The organism is Chryseobacterium sp. SIMBA_029, from assembly GCF_046535275.1.
Classification (GTDB): Bacteria; Bacteroidota; Bacteroidia; order Flavobacteriales; family Weeksellaceae; genus Chryseobacterium.
Genome location: NZ_JAWRXA010000135.1, coordinates 1 through 322 on the forward strand (window position 1 = coordinate 1; position 322 = coordinate 322).

A 322-nucleotide genomic window follows, 5' to 3' on the forward strand; every position below is an offset into this window, starting at 1 on the left:
CCTCAAAGGATTTAATGGCTCCGATATATCCAGTAGGAGCATCTTTTCCAAGCAGATAATACTTGTAACCTGTATGCAGGGCTACACTTTGTGCCTGGTGCTCAATAAGTCCGGAAGCCTGAAAAGAACCATCCTGAATAAACAGGTTGTCTTCCTTTACTTCAAATCCCGAGATGAGGTGGTTTTCAGAATATTCTAATAACTCATTTACCATTACAAAAGGAGCACGTTGTGGAATAAGGTTTTCCACAAAATCTTTATCGGATGGTGGCAGTCTGTTTTCCATTAGCAAACCGTTAATAGAGCACAAGAATAGGCAAAT

At 40.1% G+C, this 322-nt stretch carries 1 protein-coding gene; it reads right to left on the minus strand.

The features are described from left to right. Positions 1-286: hypothetical protein (locus SB679_RS23520; protein ID WP_410704687.1), on the minus strand; the 286-nt coding region annotated here is incomplete at its 3' end. Between the last annotated feature and the right edge of the window lie 36 nt (positions 287-322).